We start from the raw sequence: 255 nt of genomic DNA, 5'->3' as shown, positions 1-255 counted from the left end.
TCACCCCCTACTTGTATAAACATGTTTCAGGCTGGTTGGGACAATGAACCCGTTTAACAAGCGAACCTATGATATTACAAGGAGTTTAGGGGTTACCGACTAATATGCTTTTTAAGGAGTAGAAATTTTTATGAATCCAGTTATTGTTCTGGATGTTACAAAAGGAGAAAGCCATGTTCAAGCATTTTTAGATAAAGTTAAACCATATCGGAAGAGTTTTAGTATTACACATAATCTAGAGGGTTTAGGTAGGTT

At 35.7% G+C, this 255-nt stretch carries 1 pseudogene; it reads left to right on the top strand.

Annotation, left to right across the window (positions count from 1 at the left end):
- Positions 1-130 precede the first annotated feature (130 nt).
- A pseudogene (locus M3600_RS28775) lies at positions 131-255 on the top strand (IS110 family RNA-guided transposase); the annotation flags it as partial.

This window comes from Niallia sp. MER 6 (assembly GCF_023714395.1).
Lineage (GTDB): Bacteria > Bacillota > Bacilli > Bacillales > Cytobacillaceae > Niallia.
This window is presented reverse-complemented; position numbering and strand designations above follow the sequence as displayed.